Below are 15,978 nucleotides of genomic sequence, written 5' to 3'. Positions count from 1 at the left end.
ATGAAACAATAACTTTTATAAATTTGGTTATGTCACAGTTTATGATAACTGCATAATAAAGAAAAATGAAACGACCGTATTGTGATTTTTTAAACATCTTTAATTTTATTCTTATTTTCCGTTCGTTGAGAGCAATTATTTTTTAGTTGCTGTATTTCCCATTGCAATAGAAATTCTATTCCAACTGTTGATTTGATTGATTACCAAAACAAGGTCAACATATTGTTTCTCGTCATAGTGTTCACGTACTCGCTTATATAGGTCTTCAGGAACTCTTTTAGTAGGAATTAGAGTAATATGCTCAGATAGTTCAAGAGCAACTTTCTCTTCAGGTGTATAAAAATCACATTCATTCCAAGCATTCAAACAATAAATTCGTTGTTCGGTTTCACCCATCTTACGAGCATCGGATGTATGCATATCTATGCAGAAAGCACAACCGTTAATTTGAGAGGCTCTAATCTTTATAAGTTCTCTAGTAATTCGATTAATTGTAGACTTCTTAGTGTACTTCTCCATATCCATCATAATTTTCATGCCATCAGGTGCAACATCATAGTAGGAAATTCTTTGACTCATAAGGCAAGACCTCCTTTAATTTTAAGATACTTATAATTATACCGTCACACGAACATTTGTGCTAATATTTTGTTTGTAAGGCATTCGAAATCAAAGAGAATTTCAGTTGTAGACAGTGTAATTAGTTGTTTCATGGTACGTAAATATCGCAAATGAGTATACGGACGCGATAAACGAGGTAATTTCATTTCTATTCCTAATTTTTTAGCAGTAGGATGAATGAACGAGCTCCAAGCTTCTACCACATAAGGCAATTTCCATGGTTTAACTTTAAGATGCGGGATAGGGCGTAATTCAAGTGGCATCCATTCTATTTCTACATCTTTTTCCTTTGCACCCCATCTAAAGGGGCAGTAGCTAAAAAACAAAATGGACAAATAAAATCAGAATAAACTCTAATTTTCACTGTCATATACATTCCTCACATTTCTTTTTATCCCATATTTGTAACTATACGAGCTTCAAACATGGGGATAATATGACTAATACAATATATCTACTACAAAAAATTCATTTCATTTACGAATGAAGTAACCCCTCGTTCCATTGTCATACTTCCTATAATCTCTTTGCAAAACTATAATCCATATCTCCACCTAACGCTGCAGCTGTATCACCAGTTTCTCTAAAATCATGTGTATAAATTTGTTCAAATAAACCGAAATCTACTTGCTTATAAAATTCGAAACAGGGAAATCCATCATGTTCTCCTTGAATATCGATACTGCCATCCTTTTTCACACATACAGTTAATAAATAGTCCACAGGAGGGGCATACACATTTAACGGATTACTAGCACTTGCACTCATTTTGAATTGCACACCCTCAGAATTCCACATAATATCGGAACACACAATATTTTCGGTACTCGCTTTTCCTGTTCTTTTATTCACCGAACCATCTGGATTTGTAACCTTCTCTGTCGTAATCCCCGTGTTCGCATATGAAAACACTTCTTCTTTATAAAAATCTACTACTACCTCTTGCTCAACTCTAGAGCGCATAGTATTTACCGCATGTGGTGTAAATTCACGTGAATCACCTTCGAATTGGATTACTTTCCCTGTTTGTACACCCTTCCTTGGTTCTGTCCAAGACATTGGAATAAATACGTTGGCTCTAATTTTAACGATATTAGTCATAAGAAACACCTCTATAATATTATTTTAAATACTGCATAATATTGAGTAAAACAAACCACAATTTTGCTCCCATAATCAATAGCTTTCTCTTTTACGTTTGCTACTTCCTTCTGAAAAATAGCGCTATATTTATATCTAGATTGTCGTTTTAAAGCTATATTCCATTTCTCCAGCTAGTGCCGCTGGGGTATCATTCGTTTCTCTAAAATCATGTGTATATATTAATTCAAATGAACCAAAGTCTATTTGTTTATAAAATTCATAGCAAGGGAAACCATCATGTACACCTTCAACATGCACAGTACCACTTTCATTAGCTCGTATAGTCAAAAAATAATCAGCTGCAGGTGCTGCCGCGTTTAACGGATTACTTGCACTTGCTCTCATCTCAAATGAAACTTCATCTTCACTCCATACAATATTTGTACATGTAATGTTCTCTGTACTTGTTTCTCCTTTTTGATACTCAATTGAGCCATCTGGATTTGTAATCTTCACAGTGACGATACAAGCATCTGCATATGTGAAAATTTCTCTTTTATAAAAATCAATATTCACTTCTTGTTCTAATCTTGAACGCTTTGTGTTCACAGCGTATGGTGTAAACTCACGTGCATCTCCAGCATATTCAAACGCTCTTCCTGTTGCAGGATCCTTAATAGGTTCCAGCGATGCATATGGTGCAAATACACTTCCTCTAATTTTAACGATATTAACCATGTGAAACCTCCATTGATTCTATTTATATAAATCATTATTTGTTCTACCAACACAATATAGTCAATTTGATTGACTATATTGTGTATAGTACAATAGACCTTACCGATAGTCAACTTAATTGACTACAAGTGCGGAGGTTATATACATGGATCATCAAACATTTAACGAATTAGATCTCACTTCACTTTTATCATTATCGTTCAGCACACTAATTACTGAACTACATGACAAATTAAGTGAATTGGGATTTGAAGATATTAGGCCAGCGCATGGTTTTATGTTCAAACGCATCCTTCCTAATGGAGCAACAGGTATAGAACTTGCTGAATATTTAGGGGTTTCAAAACAAGCCATAAGTAAAATGGTAGATTCTCTTGAGAACAGTGGTTATGTCACGCGCCAAACGCATCCTACTGATAAAAGAGGTAAAATTATTGTTTTAACCGAGCGTGGTTTAGCAGTAATGAAAGCAAAAGAAGAAATAGTAGCTGAAATAGAACAACGATGGATTGCAAACATAGGTGCAGAACGAATGCAAATGCTTAAAGAGGATTTAACAACATTCGTTACTAAAGAAAATACAGGTAGATTTTCATCAAGTATACGACCTGTTTGGTAAACAAAAACTCCATATAATAAAAAGAACGGACAAGAAATTCTATGTCCGTTCTTTTTATCACACATACTTCCGATGCACCATCTTCCCATCATAAGAAAACACAACGCCCTTACTCTCCACAATCGACTCCATATGCACCGTTCTTCCCCATAACTGATGAAGATAAGGTAATACTTTTTCTAAGTATTTTAAGTCTAGCTCAATTCCTTCGTAACTATGTTTAATGTACAATTCCCCATTCTTTAAGTAGTCTCCATCTTCCACTACTAAGTACGGGAAACCTCCATTTGTACGCATATTTACGAGTTGATCTCGTACTTGTTCCCACTCTTTATCAATTACTTTATATTCTTTCCCTTGGCGCTGGAATAAGTACATATCTTCTCTCATTACGAGTTCTTTATTTAAGTAGTTTCTTAGGAACGATACGTCCCATTCAATTTCCCGTACTTCAAACATTTTCTCACGACCAGAACCAGGCTTCACACCGCGCCTTTTCATTTCTTCTGTCGGATTGTTGTAGCGTTCTTCAATATCTTCAAACATTTTAATACCGAGGTAGTATGGATTAATACTTGTTTTTGATGGCTGTACGACACCTGCATTTAATTTCGCAAATTCAATTGCTTCACCAGATGTTAAGTCCATTTCACGAAGTATGCGTTGATGCCAATACGAAGCCCAGCCTTCATTCATGATCTTCGTTTCAAGCTGCGGCCAAAAATATAACATTTCCTCACGCATCATCGTTAATATGTCGCGCTGCCACTCTTCTAGCTCACGGCTGTATTCTTCAATAAAGAGGAGTAAATCTTTTTCTGGTTGCGGAGGGATTTTCTTCTTTTTATGCATATTAGGTCGTTCTCGTGTTTTATTTCGATCATCTAAATTCCATAAATCATCGTACTGTGATATCTTTTTCTTCTCTACATCCTCTTCTAAATCTTCAATACTCCATGCAAGTTTCGGGCGCATAAGTGACGGGTCAATATGTTCTTGAATGGCAAGTACGGCATCTAAAAATGTTTCTACCTCTGCCTTTCCGTACTTATGCTCATATGCTTTCACACGATCCGCTGTTGCAGCCATACTTTCTACCATGTCTCGCTTCGTATTCGAAAAACGAATATTATTTTTAAAGAAATCACAGTGCGCTAAAACGTGCGCTACGATTAGTTTATTTTGAATTAAAGAATTCGTATCTAATAAAAAGGCGTAACATGGATCAGAGTTAATAACGAGTTCATAAATTTTACTAAGTCCTAAATCGTATTGTAATTTCATTCTGAAAAATTGCTTTCCAAAACTCCAATGTGAAAACCTCGTCGGCATCCCATATGCACCAAATGTATAAATAATTTCCGCTGGACATACTTCATAACGCATCGGATAAAAATCAAGCCCAAATCCAGTCGCAATTTCCGTAATTTCCGCAATCGCATATTGCAATGCTTTATCTTCACTTGCTCTCATTATTTTCCCTCCTTACACTTTCCCTTAAGAAAGTGTATGATGAGGAACAAGCTTTCATGAGGATTGATTGCATAATAAAAAGACACCCCCGAAAAAACGAGAATGCCTCTTTCTAATTAACCCTCAATAATCTCCATCTTCTCCGTAATCGGCGTACGAGCTTTTCCTTCTGGCGCTTTATCAAAATAGCCGATATGAAGAATTCCAACGATGCGTTGGCCTCTTGTTAAACCGATTCCTTCTATAAATAGTGGATTGTAGTTTAATCCACCTGATTTCCAAACACATCCTAAGCCGCGTTCCCAAGCAAGTAATTGGAAGTTTTGCATAAATGCACATGTTGCAGCGTAATCTTCGTCACGTGGAATTTGACGCGGATCTTCATTCATATATACAACGATTTGTGCAGGTGTGCTTAAGAAACGGTCAGATAAAATTTTGCCGCGTTTCACTCTTTCTTCTTCTGTGAAAGAGTTTAATACTGCGTCTACTAATTTCTGACGGCCTTCTCCAATGTATAATTTACAATTCCATGGTTCACGGTTTTTATGATTCGGTGCCCATGTTGCGTCGTTTAATAGTTCAATTAATAGCTCTTTGTCTACTGCTTTATCTGTAAATGTACGAACAGAACGTCTTTCTTTAATCACATTTGCGATGGAAGTATATGTAGTCATATTTTTCTCTCCCTTATTTTTATCTATATGTATAAGTTTGTTATTGATATTGATTTTCAATTTCGATTATAACCTAGTTTTTCACTATTAATCAATGTTTTATGTTGGAAAACTTATAAAAACTCCTTTTCATACTGTGAATAAAAAAACTTAACTTGTTCACAAGTTTTTCACATTTTATGGAAATGATATGTGTGAGTTTTCCACATTACCCATCTAGGAGGAGTTTACATGTATAAGAAAATCGCAGTAAGTATGACTATGGCAGCATTATTATGCGGGGTGTCTGTTTTCCCTGCTTCCGCTGCCTCGCCAAAAGAAGTAACAATGCACCATCATAAGCCAATCTCAGAGGAAGAAATGCAGTCTCTCGAAAAACTCGGCTATAACAAACATGAAATTTGGAAAGCTGCCCACATTGCAAGAATCAGTAAAAAGGAAATTAAAGACGTTTTAGCTTACTATAAGCAAAATAAATCTTGGGAGAAAACAGCACAGCATTTCGGTGTAGATCCAAGTAAATTGAAAAAGCATCATATGAATAAAGAAACGAAAAAAGCACTACTGCAAGAATTAGCAAATATGCAAAAGTCCACACCAGATGGACTAAAACAAAAAATGAAAGAGTATAATATCAGCTTACGTCAGCTCACGGTATTAACAATCATCGCTCAAAAAAGTAATACTTCTCTCGATGATGTACTGAAAATGAAAAAAGATGGGATGGATATTAAACAAATTGCGGAAAAATTAAATGTTAAAAAAGAAGATATACGGGCAGAAATGATTAAATTAGTGAAGTCTATTAAAGAAAAGAAAACAAATTAGCCTGCCAAAAAGGAAGAGATATTCAATACTCTTCCTTTTCTTTATGAACTTTCAATTTTCAAGTATAAATTCCCGTCTTTCCCAAAAACTAACATAAGTAAATAATGTAGGTAAGGGGGGAGAAAATGTTTCGTTTTTCGTCTAAAAAGAATAAAAAAACAATCTGTTCCATTCCAGAATTTATTCAAACTATGAAAGGGTCTAGTGATTTCGTTTCTTATAACATCGTAGAAGATGGGACGTTATGTTTGTTTTATTATAAATCTACAGCCGAATCACTCCTCATTAATCGATTCATTTTAACACCTATAAAAAGAGAATTAGATCACATTGAAAATATAAGCGATATAGCAAATATCGTCACACTCGAGGAGATTATCACCGCCCCTTCTATTGATGATATTCGTGAAAAATTATTAAGTGGGTATGTACTTGTTCAGCTAAAAAATGATTCTCAAATCGCAGAATATGCACTTATTCGTGCTGAAAGTTCGGTTTTAGGTACACGTTTATATAACGATACAGAGAATGAATATAGTGTCATCGGTCCAAAAGTCGGGTTCGTTGAGAATATCGATACAAACATACACTTACTTCGGCGAAATATCGTAACAGAACAATTAGTTTTCAAAGAAGTTATAGTTGGTTCTATATCAAAAACAAAAGTCGTAGTTGCTTACATCGAAGACATTACGAATGAGCAGCACGTTAATACTGCGATGCAGCGCCTACAAGACATTGACTATGATGTTCCTTTTGATGCAACTATGATTGAACAGTTTATTAGCGATAACAGTAACTCGCCCTTCCCTGTCTTATTACCTACAGAGCGCTTAGATCGTTCTGTTTATGCACTCATTAATGGAGGTGTTGTTATTTTAACAGACGGTTCGCCTTATGCATTAGCCGGCCCGGCGACGTTACTAGATTTCTTCGTCTCCCCAGAAGATTATTATTTACCATGGGTAGCGGGCTCATTTCTTCGGATGGTTCGTTTTTTTGGAGCTGCATTCTCTTTATTTTCGTCAGCCATTTATACAGCTGTATTAACATATCACTATCAAATGATTCCAGCTGATTTACTTGGCCCTATTATTTATTCTAGAGCTAATGTACCTTTCCCACCTGTTTTAGAGGCACTTTTTTTAGAAATTACAATTGAATTACTTCGCGAAGCTGGGGCACGATTACCGACAAAAGTTGGACAAACAATCGGTATCGTTGGTGGGATTGTAATTGGCCAAGCATCTGTTCAAGCTGCTTTAACAAGTACAATTTTATTAATTGCGGTCGCTTTATCAGCACTCGCTTCTTTTACAACACCAACTGTAAAAATGTCTTCTACTATCCGGATACTACGATTTCCGCTTATTCTTTTAGCTGGTGCATTTGGGGGCTTAGGTCTCATTGTAGGATTCGTATTCATATTAGCTCATTTAATTCGTTTAAAATCACTTGGATCGCCTTATTTATTACCTTTATATCCATTTCGCGGTTTAGGGACAGCGGAAGGCTTTCTACGCTTACCATTTAGCCAAACTGCACAGCGTGCTTCTGTTCTAAGACCAAAAAAGAAATGGCGCTATGATCCAAACAAAGCGAAAGAAAAACATGATGGTGAGGAGAAATGAAAAATATTTTATTATGCTTTTCCATTATCATTTTAATTTTCCAATCAGGCTGTACACAACCAAATATAGTAGACACACAGCGAATTATTCATGTAGGTGGATTTGATATAACGAAAGATAAAAAATTTCGCGGGACAATTCTCTATCCAGATTATACAAAGGGCGTACAATCTAAACCAGAAACTCAGTCAACTACTGCAAGTACACTTGAAACAATCTCTTCACAGCTAAACGCCAAATCGCCACATACGATCGCTGTAGGTCAAATGCGTGTTGTCTTATTTGGAAAAGCATTTGGTGAACGTGGAATTGGGGATGTTATTAACAACTTACAACGTGACCCTAACATTGGCCGAGACGTACAGCTAGCACTTGTAGACGGATCAACAGAAGAACTTCTCAAGCATGTTAAAACAAATGGATCGCTCTATCTTGCTGATTTACTTGAGCAAAATATAGAAACTGAAACAATTCCTCGGACCGCTTTAAATATTTTTTTGTATAACTTTTACTCATCAGGAGGCGATCCCTTTCTTCCCTATATTGAAGTTGACGAAGACAAATCAGCTTCTATTAAAGGCATCGCTTTTTTAAAAAAAGATAAAGTGGCTATGTATACAGATAAAAAAGGCTCTTTTTTATTAAAATTACTCATTAATCCAACTAAAAATGGACGTTACGAAGTTCCGATACGTCAAGGTAAACATAAAGGATTAATCGCTACTCAAAACTTATCTGGAAAAAGTGTCTGTGACGTTTCTCAAAACGGTAGTCTTCCAAAAGTTCACATCCACTTAAAACTAAATGGACTCATAAAAAACACTCCTGATTGGCTTGATTTATCTAAAAAGGAGAATATAACTTACGTAAAAAAACATGTAGAAAAAACAATTGAAAAACATTTAAACGAATTAATAAAACAATTCCAAGAAAAAGATATTGATCCAGTAGGTATACGTGAAGAAATTCGTAGTCACTCGAGAAAATGGAGTATGAAACAAATTCAAGAAATGTACCCTAGCGTAGACGTTGCGGTTAATGTGCAAGTTAATATCGTACAATCTGGTATCGGAGAATAGTGAGGTGTTACAATGGCTGAGCAAAATAAAACAATGACTGTTTCCCCTTATTTCACATTTCTTTTATTACACTCTCTTCAAATTGGAGTAGGCGTGTTAGGATACCAACGAGTTATTGCACAATATGCTGGTTATGATGCTTGGATTTCCCTTATTGTTGCGGGTGTCTTAACTCATATCGTACTGTTTTGTATGTTAAAAATGTTAGAAAAAGACAATGATTTGATGACCATTCATACGACATGTTTCGGAAAATGGATTGGAACCTTTTTCTCTATGTGCTTTGCCGCATATCTTCTCTTATTTTGCCTTACTGTGCTTCGTACATATATTGAAGTCATTCAAGTTTGGGTTTTTCCTACAATTAAGCCATGGAAATTAACATTATTATTTTTACTCGTGACGTATTACGTAATAAAAGGCGGCTTCCGCTCTGTAACAGGAATGTGTTTTTGGGGCGTCATAATACCGATTTTCGTACTATTCTTCTTAGTTTTCCCTATGAAATACGCACATGTCCGTAATATTTTACCTATTTTCACCCATTCACCTGCAGACATTCTATATTCAGCGAAAGCATCTGCATTAGAGTTTCTTGGATTTGAAGCAATCCTTATCTTTTACCCACTTATTAAAAAGGGAAAATCACTACATAAATGGGCACATGGCGGGATTGCTTTCACAACTATTTTATATGTAGTACTAGCAATCGTTTCCCTTATGTACTATAGTCAGGGCCAACTGCATCATACAATTTGGCCTACTTTAACAATGCTAAAAATTATTAAAGTCCCATTCATTCAGCGATTTGAATACATTATTATTTTCTTATGGTTTCTTATTATTTTACCTAATCTTTGTTTAACCATTTGGTCTTCTTGTCGTATTAGTAAATACTCTTTTCACATACCATTTAACATTACATTGCCATTGTTTATCGCGACTATATTTGTTTCATCTTTGTTTTTCACAAACAGGGAAAGCATCAATACATTAAATACCGTACTTTCTCAGGCCGGCTTATATATTGTATACGCTTATATTCCAATCTTATTTCTATTCCATTCACTACGATGGCGCTTCAAAAATAAGTCGAAAGAATCTTCACCCGACACACCATGATATTTGATACAATTTGATTAATACATTTGCAAAGGGGACAAGCCTATGAAGAAATATGTATTTTCTTTACTTGTAGTACTGAGCTTAATTCTTACTGGATGCGGGAGTACTGGTACAAATGAAAAAAAATCTTCTGAATCAAAAGAAGAGCATGACCACGCATCACATACTCAGCAAGCTGACATTCAAGAAAAGACAAAAGGAGTCGACACACTTCCGGCCTTCCTAGACAAACTTGATCCACAAATGAAAGACATCTATACTGTCGCTGGACAAAATGCTGAACTATTAGATTGGATTCCTTGTTACTGCGGGTGTGGTGAAAGTGTAGGACATAAAAATAATAAAAATTGCTTTATTCGTGAAATCAAAAAGAATGGTGAAGTTGTTTGGGATTCCCATGCAACAACTTGTGTAAATTGCTTAGAAATCGCAGTTGAATCTGCTTCGATGAAACAAAAAGGAAAATCAACGCTTGAAATTCGTAATTATATTGATAATAAATACAAAGAAGGATATGGGAAACCAACACCTACGCCAATGCCAAAAGTTTAAAAAACGAGGAGACTCCTCGTTTTTTTTCTTTTCATTCACTTTTTTTCTTAACAAATTCTTTCAAGTGTATTTCTCCTCGCTTGTCACACACTATATATAACTCTTCGGTAAGGAGGGTAACACAGTGCAAACATATAACGACTATGACAAAGCTCTCTATTACACGTATTGCTGTAATTGGGATAAACTACTCGTTTTAATGGTTCAAACGAATGACCAACTATTTTCTAAGCGTATTGAACACTTTTTACACGCTTATCAATACAGTAAAGAATTACCAGAAGTTGACAAACAATTGCAGCTCCTATTTCAATATATTGACCATGCATCCCAGAAGTCACATGTAGAAGAAGTAGTAGAGCAAATTCAAATGTAAAATATAGCGCTATTCTCTCTTAGAGAATGGCGCTTTTTTGAACATTTTTATATCAATAAAAGTTTCCTTTTACAAAACTTTTATTGATAAACATATTTTCTCTTTCTTTTCTGTACTACTTCATACTATAATTTAGTATGTAACTATTATAAGTGAGGTATAAAATATGGGACGAGAAAAAAAGCAAGAGTATGCTTTATTTACTGCATGGGGAGCTTCTTTTATTGCTACGCTAGGTAGCCTATACTTTTCCGAAATCATGAAATTTGAGCCTTGTGTCCTTTGCTGGTATCAACGTATCTTTATGTATCCATTCGTTTTATGGCTCGGCATTGCTGTAGTAAAAAAAGATTATCGCATTGCAAGTTATTCCTTACCAATTGCAAGTATTGGTGCTTGTATTTCTTTATATCATTATGCAATTCAAAAACTTTCAGCACTATCAGCTGCAGGAGCAGCTTGCGGACGCGTACCTTGTACGGGAGAATACATAAACTGGTTCGGCTTTGTGACAATCCCGTTTTTAGCTCTTATTGGCTTTATCACAATCGCTATTTGCAGCTTTATTGTAATTAAAAACAAATAAGGAGATGAAAGAATGAAAAAAATGCTTATATTTGGTGGTATTATTATCGCCTTGTTTGCAGCAATTTTCGCTGTAACACAAATGGAAGAAAAAAATGCTTCAACAAGCCAAAAAATTGATAATGCTACTAGTCAATCAGATGGTCCTGACTACTACACAAACAAAATTTCTCTTTCAGATCTCCAAAAGAATTTAAAAGAGAAAAAAGAAGAAACAGTATACTTTTATCAAACATCTTGCGTTCATTGCCAAAAATTATCTCCTATCGTAGTACCAATGGCTAAAGGCTTGAATATTGATATGAAAGTTATGGATATTGAAAAATTAGATGCTCCTTGGGATGAATATAAAATTAAAGGTACTCCAACAATCATTCATTTTAAAGATGGTAAAGAAGTGAGCCGTATTAGCGGCGAACAACCGGAAGACAAATTAAAAGAGTGGCTTGAGCAAACGAAAAAATAATAAGAAAAGGAAACTCCTTCTATACATGAAATGCGTGTAAAATCCCACACTAATGTATAAGGAGGGGATTTTATGCCAGAAGTGAAATGCTCTGTTTCCAATTGCTCATTTTGGGGACAAGGTAACCTTTGTCAAGCAAGTGCAATCGTTGTTCAACCTGATGCACAAGAAGCAGGTCAAATTGAAAACAGTTCGTATACAAGCGCTGCTTTAACAAACGAGACGCTAGAAAGCTCTGTAACAACGAGTGTAGAGACTTGTTGTCATACATTTAAACCGAAATATTAAACGTAAAAGCATACGATTAGTCGTATGCTTTTTTACATTCCCCTCCAAAAATCATGCATCATAAAGAAGTACAAAATAACGAGAAGGACCGTCCCGCATAAAGTAATGCGTCGATATACACTCTTCTCCCCTTCCCTCGCTTTAACAAATGCCCAAATAAATCCGACGAACAATATTAAATCAACATATGGAACATAAAAAGAAAAGACGAGAAACGCATACAAATACACGATAAATAAACAGGTCGTTACTAAGAAAATTTTAAATGCAAATTCACTTTTCATAATGTAACCGCCTCCCCAATCTGTACTGTATTATATTCAGCAAAACATAATAGTTGCTGTTTCAATTTTTTCATCTCACTATTTGTAGGCACGCGATTGATATGAAATCATTAAAAACAACTAAACTTCATCACAAATAAGCTACCGCCTATACACGGTAGCTATTATGGAACATTATATTTCCTTTTATATATGTTACTTAAAATCGAATAAGGTAATTGCTCATAACGAATTTTTTCTCCCGTTTCCTCTACAATATACAAATTGTTTCCTATATAATAGGTTCCATCTTTTCGTTTGGAATACACTGCGTATTTTTCATTTGGCAATACCGTTTTTACTTTCGTTAATTGTCCATTTGGTTCTTGCCAATATATATTTACACGATCTACTAACGTAAGCATTCCAATTTGTTCTTCTTCTACTTTACGACCATTCCAACTCACAACACGATAACCAAGCTTATAAGCTTCATATTCGGGACTCGTATGAAAACGAGAAATAATTACTTTTGTCTGTAATTGTACCCGGTCGTATAACCATTGTATGTCCCGATCGTGCATGCGAATACAACCATTCGATTCCCGGCTTCCAATCGTTCCTTCACGATTTGTCCCGTGAATGGCATATTCCTTTTTATCCAGACCTAGCCATCTCGTACCGAGAGGATTATTCGGTGCACCCCCAGGTATTTTTTTACGATGGTATTCTTTATTTTTATATTTAGTTATAATACAAAAATTCCCTTCAGGCGTCGGGGTGCTATCTCTTCCTGTCGTTATCGGAAATGTTCTAGTATAGTTTCCCTCTTCAAAAAAAGACAGCTGATTCGTCGTAAGGTTAACTAATATTAAATGATCTGTATTAGCAAAAACGCTAGCTGGCAGGCAGAAAAATAGGATTACGATAAACCATACTTTCTTCATTTAAATCCTCCCTAGCACTAACATCATAATAAAGTGAAACTTTACTCGGTGGGGGGTTTTGTCCATCCCCCACTAAGTATTAGCCTTCACCACTCCCGCTATTTGCGGGCTGTTATCTCCCACCTAACTTCTGTGCTCCACCTGAATTTTGAGGTGGAATTTTACTGCCCGTTAATGCGGGATAAATGCAATTAACTTTACTTTGCTCTTATAAATGAAAACTATCCATTCACAATTACTCCACCATTTACATGCATCATTTGCCCTGTCACATATGCCGAATCACTAGACGCCAAATATACATATGCAGGCGCTAATTCATACGGCTGACCAGGCCTTTGCATAGGAACATTGCTCCCAAACTGTGATACTTTTTTCTCATCAAAACTGGATGGAATAAGCGGTGTCCAAATTGGGCCTGGTGCAACCCCATTTACACGAATTCCTTTTTGTACTAACGACTGAGATAGCGATCTTGTAAAAGCGACAATCGCTCCTTTCGTTGCAGAATAATCAATCAACGTTTCATTTCCTTCATACGCAACGATAGATGCCGTGTTTATAATTACATCCCCTTGCTTTAAATGAGAGAGCGCTGCTTTTGTAACATGAAAATAAGAAAAAATATTAATACGGAACGTTTTTTCTAACTGTTCCGCTGTAATATACTCTAGCCCTTGCTGCGGATATTGCTGTGCGACGTTATTCACAAGAACATTTAAACTCCCCAGCTGCCGGGCGGTCTCTTCCACAATATCTTTACAATGTTGCTCATTACTTAAATCCCCCGGCAGCAATACACAATTCACGCCTTCTTTCTCAACAAGTTGTTTCGTCTCATTCGCATCTTCGTCCTCATCTAAATAAGCAATCGCAATATTTGCTCCCTCTTTTGCAAAAGCGATGGACACAGCTCGTCCAATCCCGCTATCTCCCCCTGTAATTAATACATTCTTTCCTTTTAACTTTTCGCTTCCTTTATAATTAGGATCTTCAAACTTTGGACGAGGATTCATTAACGATTCAATACCAGGCTGTTTATTTTGATGTTGCGCTGGCATCGTTAAAAAGTTTTTTTGCTGTGGCATAACTTCCTTCAACTCCTTTCCCCTTATAATGTACACAATATTAAAAACTACTTACACATTAAAAAACCGCAATTCACGCTCATTTTCACGGTTAATATTCGAATTTACGACATAAAATATGAATTGTTCTAAAGTTTTTATGCAAAACTATTGCAAAATAGTTAAAAAGCGAATATTATATATAACTGTTGTGAAAATTATTCGTAAAAAGAAAGGATGTTTATATGTTTAACCTTTCAAAACATAAAACTTCTATTAAAACTGAAATTATGGCAGGTATTATTACCTTTTTAACAATGGCATATATCATTGTCGTAAACCCTGTCATCCTTGGGGATGCAGGCGTTCCATTTGAACAAGCATTTACAGCGACAATCATTGCAGCTGTTGTCGGAACATTATTTATGGCGATCTTTACAAACTTACCAATCGCAATTGCACCGGGTATGGGATTAAATGCTTACTTCTCTTATTCTGTTGTAAAAGCTCATGAAGGCATGACTTTCGCGATTGCATTCTCTGCTGTATTCGTAGCAGGTATGATTTTGATTTTGTTATCATTCACATCTTTCCGTACGAAATTAATGGAAGTAATTCCTGAAAACTTAAAACATGCACTGACTGCTGGTATCGGTCTTTTTATTGCTTTTATCGGTTTGCGCTTAACAGGAATTGTTACAAAAAATGATGCAAACTTAGTTGGGCTTGGCGATCTTCACTCTCCTCCAGTTCTACTAGCATTAGCTGGCCTTGGAATTACAATTATCCTTATGTCTTTAAATATAAACGGGGCACTATTTATCGGAATGTTATTAACTGGTATTATCGCTTACTTCACAGGTCAATTAACATTCTCAAACGGCGTTACATCAATGCCTGGATTACCAGAAGGAATTATCGTTTCAAATCCAATTACTGCTGTATCTGATGTAATTAACTACGGATTATACGGCGTTGTGTTCTCATTCTTCCTTGTTACACTATTTGATACAACCGGAACATTACTTGGTGTAGCACAACAAGGTGGATTTATGAAAGACGGAAAGCTTCCAAAAGCAGGACGAGCTCTTCTATCTGACTCATTCTCAGCAACAATTGGAGCTATGTTCGGAACAACACCATCAACAGCTTACATTGAATCATCTGCTGGTGTCGCAGCTGGTGGTCGTACTGGTTTAACAACTGTTACAGTAGCTGTTCTATTTGCATTAGCAGCATTCTTCGGACCGTTAGTGAGCGCTGTTTCTGGCGTTTCAGCTATTACAGCACCATCATTAATTATCGTTGGTAGCCTTATGATGGGTTCAGTTCGATATATCGATTGGGATACGTTCGATGAAGCATTCCCAGCATTTTTAGTAATCTTAAGCATGCCACTTACATCAAGTATCTCAACAGGTATCGCACTTGGATTTATTTCATACCCACTTATGAAAGTGGCAAAAGGACAATTCCGTGCTGTTCACCCACTTGTGTATTTATTCGGGATCTTGTTCGCTTATCAATTAGTTTTCTTACCACATTAAAATCCCTCATAAA

19 protein-coding genes and 1 pseudogene are annotated in these 15,978 nt (G+C 35.8%); 11 read left to right on the top strand and 9 right to left on the bottom strand.

All coding sequences use genetic code 11. The features are described 5' to 3' along the window. Positions 1–135: 135 nt before the first annotated feature. From NSQ47_RS24595 to NSQ47_RS24580, 4 genes and pseudogenes are all read right to left on the bottom strand, one after another. Entirely contained in the window at positions 136–579 is a 444-nt protein-coding gene (locus NSQ47_RS24595) for a carboxymuconolactone decarboxylase family protein (RefSeq protein WP_341038155.1), read from the bottom strand. Positions 580–722: 143 nt separating this feature from the next. After that, positions 723–991, bottom strand: a pseudogene (locus tag NSQ47_RS24590) (DsbA family oxidoreductase); the annotation flags it as partial. 146 nt (positions 992–1,137) lie between these two features. Then, entirely contained in the window at positions 1,138–1,722 is a 585-nt protein-coding gene (locus NSQ47_RS24585; protein WP_341038154.1) for a DUF3238 domain-containing protein, read from the bottom strand. Positions 1,723–1,857: 135 nt separating this feature from the next. Continuing rightward, a complete protein-coding gene (locus NSQ47_RS24580) occupies positions 1,858–2,442 on the bottom strand; it encodes a DUF3238 domain-containing protein (RefSeq protein WP_341038152.1) in 585 nt (194 codons plus the stop codon). Between the two features lie 145 nt (positions 2,443–2,587). Between NSQ47_RS24580 and NSQ47_RS24575 the strand changes: the two genes are divergently transcribed. After that, positions 2,588–3,061 (top strand): MarR family winged helix-turn-helix transcriptional regulator, encoded by a 474-nt coding sequence (locus tag NSQ47_RS24575; RefSeq protein ID WP_341038151.1) that lies wholly within the window; start codon positions 2,588–2,590, stop codon positions 3,059–3,061. Positions 3,062–3,118: 57 nt separating this feature from the next. On the opposite strand, the gene spoVR is transcribed toward NSQ47_RS24575, so the two are convergent. Then, positions 3,119–4,534 (bottom strand): stage V sporulation protein SpoVR, encoded by a 1,416-nt coding sequence (spoVR, locus tag NSQ47_RS24570; protein ID WP_341038149.1) that lies wholly within the window; start codon positions 4,532–4,534, stop codon positions 3,119–3,121. Positions 4,535–4,650: 116 nt separating this feature from the next. Beyond that, entirely contained in the window at positions 4,651–5,211 is a 561-nt protein-coding gene (locus tag NSQ47_RS24565; protein ID WP_002159207.1) for a nitroreductase family protein, read from the bottom strand. A 231-nt stretch (positions 5,212–5,442) separates the two neighbouring features. On the opposite strand from NSQ47_RS24565, the gene NSQ47_RS24560 reads away from it, so the two are divergent. From NSQ47_RS24560 to NSQ47_RS24520, 9 genes are all read left to right on the top strand, one after another. Continuing rightward, complete coding sequence (locus NSQ47_RS24560; protein WP_078174062.1) at positions 5,443–6,039, top strand: hypothetical protein; 597 nt, start codon at positions 5,443–5,445, stop codon at positions 6,037–6,039. Positions 6,040–6,164: 125 nt separating this feature from the next. Continuing rightward, entirely contained in the window at positions 6,165–7,670 is a 1,506-nt protein-coding gene (locus NSQ47_RS24555; protein WP_078179824.1) for a spore germination protein, read from the top strand. Next, positions 7,667–8,749 (top strand): spore germination protein GerYC, encoded by a 1,083-nt coding sequence (gene gerYC / locus NSQ47_RS24550; protein ID WP_078174064.1) that lies wholly within the window; start codon positions 7,667–7,669, stop codon positions 8,747–8,749. The genes NSQ47_RS24555 and gerYC overlap by 4 nt, the downstream gene beginning before the upstream one ends. A gap of 12 nt (positions 8,750–8,761) precedes the next feature. Then, positions 8,762–9,871, top strand: coding sequence for a GerAB/ArcD/ProY family transporter (locus NSQ47_RS24545; RefSeq protein ID WP_341038148.1), 1,110 nt, complete (start codon positions 8,762–8,764; stop codon positions 9,869–9,871). A gap of 45 nt (positions 9,872–9,916) precedes the next feature. Continuing rightward, positions 9,917–10,426 carry a PCYCGC motif-containing (lipo)protein gene (locus NSQ47_RS24540; RefSeq protein WP_341038147.1) on the top strand — a complete coding sequence of 170 codons (510 nt, stop codon included), beginning with the start codon at positions 9,917–9,919 and terminating at the stop codon, positions 10,424–10,426. 124 nt (positions 10,427–10,550) lie between these two features. Beyond that, positions 10,551–10,802: a YhdB family protein gene (locus NSQ47_RS24535; protein WP_002150460.1), complete on the top strand. Its 252-nt coding sequence runs from the start codon at positions 10,551–10,553 to the stop codon at positions 10,800–10,802. Between the two features lie 166 nt (positions 10,803–10,968). Next, complete coding sequence (locus NSQ47_RS24530; RefSeq protein WP_002159213.1) at positions 10,969–11,388, top strand: disulfide formation protein C; 420 nt, start codon at positions 10,969–10,971, stop codon at positions 11,386–11,388. A gap of 12 nt (positions 11,389–11,400) precedes the next feature. Next, the gene (locus NSQ47_RS24525) at positions 11,401–11,853 is read left to right on the top strand and encodes a thioredoxin family protein (protein ID WP_002159214.1); all 453 of its coding nucleotides are present in this window, start codon (positions 11,401–11,403) and stop codon (positions 11,851–11,853) included. Between the two features lie 72 nt (positions 11,854–11,925). Continuing rightward, positions 11,926–12,141: a DUF1540 domain-containing protein gene (locus NSQ47_RS24520; protein WP_002150465.1), complete on the top strand. Its 216-nt coding sequence runs from the start codon at positions 11,926–11,928 to the stop codon at positions 12,139–12,141. Positions 12,142–12,173: 32 nt separating this feature from the next. Here NSQ47_RS24520 and NSQ47_RS24515 read toward each other — a convergent pair whose 3' ends face one another. The 3 genes from NSQ47_RS24515 to NSQ47_RS24505 form a co-directional block, all read right to left on the bottom strand. Then, the gene (locus NSQ47_RS24515) at positions 12,174–12,425 is read right to left on the bottom strand and encodes a hypothetical protein (RefSeq protein ID WP_016103774.1); all 252 of its coding nucleotides are present in this window, start codon (positions 12,423–12,425) and stop codon (positions 12,174–12,176) included. 164 nt (positions 12,426–12,589) lie between these two features. After that, on the bottom strand, positions 12,590–13,351 hold the full coding sequence (locus NSQ47_RS24510) for a L,D-transpeptidase (protein WP_002159216.1): 762 nt from the start codon (positions 13,349–13,351) through the stop codon (positions 12,590–12,592). A gap of 221 nt (positions 13,352–13,572) precedes the next feature. Continuing rightward, positions 13,573–14,439 carry an SDR family oxidoreductase gene (locus NSQ47_RS24505; protein ID WP_215557974.1) on the bottom strand — a complete coding sequence of 289 codons (867 nt, stop codon included), beginning with the start codon at positions 14,437–14,439 and terminating at the stop codon, positions 13,573–13,575. Between the two features lie 224 nt (positions 14,440–14,663). On the opposite strand from NSQ47_RS24505, the gene NSQ47_RS24500 reads away from it, so the two are divergent. Further along, positions 14,664–15,965 carry an NCS2 family permease gene (locus NSQ47_RS24500; RefSeq protein WP_078174069.1) on the top strand — a complete coding sequence of 434 codons (1,302 nt, stop codon included), beginning with the start codon at positions 14,664–14,666 and terminating at the stop codon, positions 15,963–15,965. The last annotated feature ends 13 nt before the right edge of the window (positions 15,966–15,978 follow it).

It is taken from the genome of Bacillus sp. FSL R10-2780, assembly GCF_038006125.1.
Classification (GTDB): Bacteria; Bacillota; Bacilli; order Bacillales; family Bacillaceae_G; genus Bacillus_A; species Bacillus_A cereus_U.
The sequence above is the reverse complement of the archived record's forward strand: the minus strand, read 5'-3'. Positions and strand labels throughout refer to the sequence as shown.

What these genes read in the sequence shown, in the direction of transcription:
- NSQ47_RS24595 (WP_341038155.1), bottom strand. Translation starts at nt 579, where the DNA reads ATGAGTCAAAGAATTTCCTACTATGATGTTGCACCTGATGGCATGAAA.
- NSQ47_RS24585 (WP_341038154.1), bottom strand. Translation starts at nt 1,722, where the DNA reads ATGACTAATATCGTTAAAATTAGAGCCAACGTATTTATTCCAATGTCT.
- NSQ47_RS24580 (WP_341038152.1), bottom strand. Translation starts at nt 2,442, where the DNA reads ATGGTTAATATCGTTAAAATTAGAGGAAGTGTATTTGCACCATATGCA.
- NSQ47_RS24575 (WP_341038151.1), top strand. Translation starts at nt 2,588, where the DNA reads ATGGATCATCAAACATTTAACGAATTAGATCTCACTTCACTTTTATCA.
- spoVR (WP_341038149.1), bottom strand. Translation starts at nt 4,534, where the DNA reads ATGAGAGCAAGTGAAGATAAAGCATTGCAATATGCGATTGCGGAAATT.
- NSQ47_RS24565 (WP_002159207.1), bottom strand. Translation starts at nt 5,211, where the DNA reads ATGACTACATATACTTCCATCGCAAATGTGATTAAAGAAAGACGTTCT.
- NSQ47_RS24560 (WP_078174062.1), top strand. Translation starts at nt 5,443, where the DNA reads ATGTATAAGAAAATCGCAGTAAGTATGACTATGGCAGCATTATTATGC.
- NSQ47_RS24555 (WP_078179824.1), top strand. Translation starts at nt 6,165, where the DNA reads ATGTTTCGTTTTTCGTCTAAAAAGAATAAAAAAACAATCTGTTCCATT.
- gerYC (WP_078174064.1), top strand. Translation starts at nt 7,667, where the DNA reads ATGAAAAATATTTTATTATGCTTTTCCATTATCATTTTAATTTTCCAA.
- NSQ47_RS24545 (WP_341038148.1), top strand. Translation starts at nt 8,762, where the DNA reads ATGGCTGAGCAAAATAAAACAATGACTGTTTCCCCTTATTTCACATTT.
- NSQ47_RS24540 (WP_341038147.1), top strand. Translation starts at nt 9,917, where the DNA reads ATGAAGAAATATGTATTTTCTTTACTTGTAGTACTGAGCTTAATTCTT.
- NSQ47_RS24530 (WP_002159213.1), top strand. Translation starts at nt 10,969, where the DNA reads ATGGGACGAGAAAAAAAGCAAGAGTATGCTTTATTTACTGCATGGGGA.
- NSQ47_RS24525 (WP_002159214.1), top strand. Translation starts at nt 11,401, where the DNA reads ATGAAAAAAATGCTTATATTTGGTGGTATTATTATCGCCTTGTTTGCA.
- NSQ47_RS24520 (WP_002150465.1), top strand. Translation starts at nt 11,926, where the DNA reads ATGCCAGAAGTGAAATGCTCTGTTTCCAATTGCTCATTTTGGGGACAA.
- NSQ47_RS24515 (WP_016103774.1), bottom strand. Translation starts at nt 12,425, where the DNA reads ATGAAAAGTGAATTTGCATTTAAAATTTTCTTAGTAACGACCTGTTTA.
- NSQ47_RS24510 (WP_002159216.1), bottom strand. Translation starts at nt 13,351, where the DNA reads ATGAAGAAAGTATGGTTTATCGTAATCCTATTTTTCTGCCTGCCAGCT.
- NSQ47_RS24505 (WP_215557974.1), bottom strand. Translation starts at nt 14,439, where the DNA reads ATGCCACAGCAAAAAAACTTTTTAACGATGCCAGCGCAACATCAAAAT.
- NSQ47_RS24500 (WP_078174069.1), top strand. Translation starts at nt 14,664, where the DNA reads ATGTTTAACCTTTCAAAACATAAAACTTCTATTAAAACTGAAATTATG.